We start from the raw sequence: 3,629 nt of genomic DNA, 5'->3' as shown, positions 1-3,629 counted from the left end.
CTCACGCACAAGGTTGGTGAGTGGGACCTCGGCGGTGGGAATCAGGCCAAGCCTGCCCTCCCCGTGCGGCGTAAAGAACAGATCTTCCTCGAACTTCGGCAATTGGTTGGTGCCGAACAAAACATCGTCCTTGACCATCAACGGCGGTATCACTTCCTCGTAGCCGTGTTCGGTCGTATGCAAGTCGAGCATGAATTGGCCGAGCGCGCGCTCCATCCGCGCCAGTCCGTTTTTCAGCACCGTAAAGCGCGAGCCCGACAGCTTTGCCGCGCGCTCGAAATCCATCATGCCGAGCGCTTCGCCGATCTCGAAGTGCTCCTTCACCCAGTTCGGCCGCGTCGGTACCTTGCCGACGATGTGCTTGACGACATTGTCGTGCTCGTCCTTGCCGACAGGCACGTCGTCGAACGGTACGTTGGGCAGCACCGCCAGCGCATCGTTCAGCGCCTTGTCGAGCTCGCGTTCGCGCGCCTCGCCGTTCTGGATGAAGACCTTGATCTCGCCGACTTCGGCTTTCAGCGTCTCGGCCAGGGCGGCATCGCCCGAACGCATGGCGTTGCCGATCTCTTTCGACGCGGCATTGCGGCGCTCCTGCTTGGTCTGTAGCTCGGTAACGTGTTCGCGCCGCGCCTCGTCCGAGGCGATCAGCCCGCCGACCGTGGACTGCGCCTCGTCAGCCGACCACGAGCGCTTCACCAGCGCCTCGACAAGGGCCTTCGGGTTGTCGCGAATCCATTTGATGTCAAGCATGGTTTGAACGCTCCGGGGTAGCATGTCGCCCAAAGTGCGCAGCGGTTTGGGACAACGACATGCTTCAAACAAAAGTGAAACGCATCGCTTTCAGTGCGATGCGTTTCAGCCAGAGGGCGTAAACCGCATCCTCGATCGATGCAAGATGGGGCATGGGGAACGCAAGCATGCGATCACGCTTTGACGCGCTTTCGGCTGAAGGCGGAGGAGAGCCTGAAATGAAAAACCCGCCTCTACGGCGGGTCGCTGGCGCAAGTCAGCACCATACCGAGAATCATAGCATAGCTGCCCTCACCAGGTCAAGAAAAAATTCCTATCGAGGCTGGCCAGACGCGGCGGCGCCGTTCAGGTGGAGGACGCGTCCGCCGGCTTCTTCTCGGCGACCTCTTCCGCCGCGTCCTGCTTCTCGCGTGCCACGCGCTGCTTTTCCTGATCGCGCTCGATCAGCCGGGCAGCCCAGATGGAGACCTCGTAGAGAAGGATGGTCGGAATGGCGAGGCCGATCTGGCTCATCGGATCGGGCGGCGTCAGCACCGCCGCGACGACGAAGGCGATGACGATCGCCCATTTGCGCTTCTCGGCCAGCCCCTTGGACGACAGCATGCCGACGCGTGTCATCAGGCTGGTCACCACCGGCAGTTGGAACACCAGGCCGAAGGAGAAGATCAGCGTCATGATCAGGCTGAGATATTCCGACACCTTTGGCAGCAGCGAAATCTGCACCTGATCGTCGGTGCCGGCCTGCTGCATGGCGAGGAAGAACCACATCACCATCGGCGTGAAGAAGAAATAGACCAGCGACGCACCCATCAGGAACAGGATTGGCGACGCGATCAGGAACGGCAGGAAGGCGTTGCGCTCGTTCTTGTAGAGGCCGGGCGCGATGAATTTGTAGATCTGCGTGGCGATCAGCGGAAAGGCGATCACCATGCCGCCGAACATGGCGAGCTTGACCTGCGTGAAGAAGAATTCCTGCGGCGCCGTGTAGATCAGCTCGACCTTGTGCGGATCGAGGCCTGCCCACTGCGTCGCCCATTTGAACGGGACGACCAGAAGGTTGAACAGCTTCTTGGCGAAGAAGAAACAGACCAGGAAGGCAACGAAGAAACCGCCCAGCGACCAGATCAGCCGCCGGCGCAGCTCGATCAGATGCTCCATCAGCGGCGCCGACGATTTCTCGATCTCGTCCTTTTCGGTGTCCGAAACGCTCACTTGGCGGCTCCAGCCGTCTTCTTGGCCGCCGGCTTCTTGGCCGCAGCAGGTTTCGGTTCGATTTTCGCCCCCGTCTTGGTCGCTACGGTCTTGGACGCGATCACCTTGGCCGCAGCGGGCGTCTTGGCCCTGGGCGTTTCAGGCATTGCCGCCGTCACCGGCTTCGCTGGCACCTTGGCCGCAGGCGTGGCCTTAGCGGTGACCGTTTTTGCAGGAGCTTTAGCGCCATTTGCCGAAGCCTTTATAGCCGGCGTCGCCCTTGACGGTGCAGGCTTGGCTGCCTTCTTCGCCGTGGACGCCTTCGGCGCCACGACGGGTGTCGTCGGCACTGATGACGTCACCACCGATTCGTCGGTCATCGCCGGGAAAATCGGCGCTGCCGGCGCTGCTTCCGGTCCGTTGACGCCGGGCATGGTCGTTGCACCGTTCTTCAGCGGCTCGGCCGCCTGCGGGGTCGAAGCGGCTGGCGTTGCCGGATCGGCTGCCGGCTTCGGCTTCATCGCCGCGTCGACGCCGGAGCGAACGTCGGCCGCGGCCTGTTCGAACGGATTGAGCTGCTTCCTGATCTCGGCCATCGGGCTCATGCCCCTGAGCTCGTCGACGGACTTCTTGACGTCGTCGAGCTCGGCTTCCTTCAGCGCCTCGTTGAACTGTTTCTGGAAATCGGATGCCATGGCGCGCAGCTTCGCCGTCGTGCGGCCGAAGGTGCGCAGCATATTGGGCAAATCCTTGGGCCCGACGACCACGATCATGACGATCGCGATGACCAGCATTTCGGTCCAGCCGACTTCAAACATGACACTCTGTTCCGACTAGAACCTTTGGGCTCAGCTCTTGCTGGCCTTTTCCTTCGCGGCCGCAACGGTCTCGTCGGCACGATGTTCGACGGTGCGCTTGTCTTCGGCAACGTCGTCGTCGGCCATGCCCTTCTTGAAGCTCTTGATGCCCTTGGCCATGTCGCCCATCAGCTCGGGAATCTTGCCGCGGCCGAACACCAAAAGCACGATCACCAGCACGATCATCCAGTGCCAAATCGAAAATGAACCCATAGCAAATCTCTCTCGAATGTTTTCCCTGGCGATGATCTATGCGTTTTCGCGTTGGGATTCAAACACAACTGCGACAGAGTTTATGAAAGGGTGGCGGATGTCACGCATTTTCGACGCGGCGGCCCCGCTACGAATCCGCGCATCCTCGACAGATCGGCCGCCAATGCCAGTCAATCTTCCGTGACGCGCGGCGTCAGCAGGCCGAGTTCCTCGAGATCGATATCGGTCAGCGCATCCTCGTCGTCGGTCAATGCATCGGGATCGGCCGGAGGCTGCGGAATGGAGAAATTCGACGGCATGCGGCCCGAAAGCAGGCCGGCCCCCTTCAGTTCCTCCATGCCGGGAAGATCGCGGATCTCTTCCAACGCGAAATGGTCGAGGAAGGTCTCCGTGGTGCCGTAGGTGACCGGGCGTCCGGGTGTCTTTCGCCGGCCGCGCATGCGCACCCATTCCGTTTCCAGCAGCGTGTCGAGCGTGCCTTTCGAGGTTTCGACGCCGCGGATGTCCTCGATCTCGGCACGCGTCACCGGCTGGTGATAGGCAATGATCGCCAGCACTTCGAGAGCCGCGCGGGAGAGCTTCCTTTGCTGGACGGTATCCCTGCTCATCAGGAAAGCC

At 61.4% G+C, this 3,629-nt stretch carries 4 protein-coding genes and 1 pseudogene; all 5 read right to left on the bottom strand.

Annotated features, from left to right (window positions below; all coding sequences use genetic code 11):
* A pseudogene (locus EN914_RS28295) lies at nucleotides 1-750 on the bottom strand (serine--tRNA ligase); the annotation flags it as partial.
* Nucleotides 751-1,095: 345 nt separating this feature from the next.
* Entirely contained in the window at nucleotides 1,096-1,962 is an 867-nt protein-coding gene (tatC, locus tag EN914_RS28290; RefSeq protein ID WP_013531297.1) for a twin-arginine translocase subunit TatC, read from the bottom strand.
* On the bottom strand, nucleotides 1,959-2,759 hold the full coding sequence (gene tatB, locus EN914_RS28285) for a Sec-independent protein translocase protein TatB (RefSeq protein WP_024503848.1): 801 nt from the start codon (nucleotides 2,757-2,759) through the stop codon (nucleotides 1,959-1,961). The genes tatC and tatB overlap by 4 nt, the downstream gene beginning before the upstream one ends.
* A 30-nt stretch (nucleotides 2,760-2,789) precedes the next feature.
* Nucleotides 2,790-3,011, bottom strand: a complete 222-nt coding sequence (locus EN914_RS28280; RefSeq protein WP_013531295.1) for a twin-arginine translocase TatA/TatE family subunit — start codon at nucleotides 3,009-3,011, stop codon at nucleotides 2,790-2,792.
* A 170-nt stretch (nucleotides 3,012-3,181) separates the two neighbouring features.
* On the bottom strand, nucleotides 3,182-3,629 hold a 448-nt coding region (gene scpB / locus EN914_RS28275), incomplete at its 5' end, for an SMC-Scp complex subunit ScpB (RefSeq protein ID WP_127389408.1).

The sequence above is a fragment of the Mesorhizobium sp. M7A.F.Ca.CA.001.08.2.1 genome, from assembly GCF_003998455.1.
Classification (GTDB): Bacteria; Pseudomonadota; Alphaproteobacteria; order Rhizobiales; family Rhizobiaceae; genus Mesorhizobium; species Mesorhizobium ciceri.
Note: the sequence above shows the minus strand (reverse complement) of the source record. Positions and strands in the feature narration are given on the sequence as shown.

Excerpts from the sequence above, each read along its gene's own strand:
- tatB (WP_024503848.1), bottom strand. The coding sequence starts at position 2,759 with ATGTTTGAAGTCGGCTGGACCGAAATGCTGGTCATCGCGATCGTCATG.
- EN914_RS28280 (WP_013531295.1), bottom strand. The coding sequence starts at position 3,011 with ATGGGTTCATTTTCGATTTGGCACTGGATGATCGTGCTGGTGATCGTG.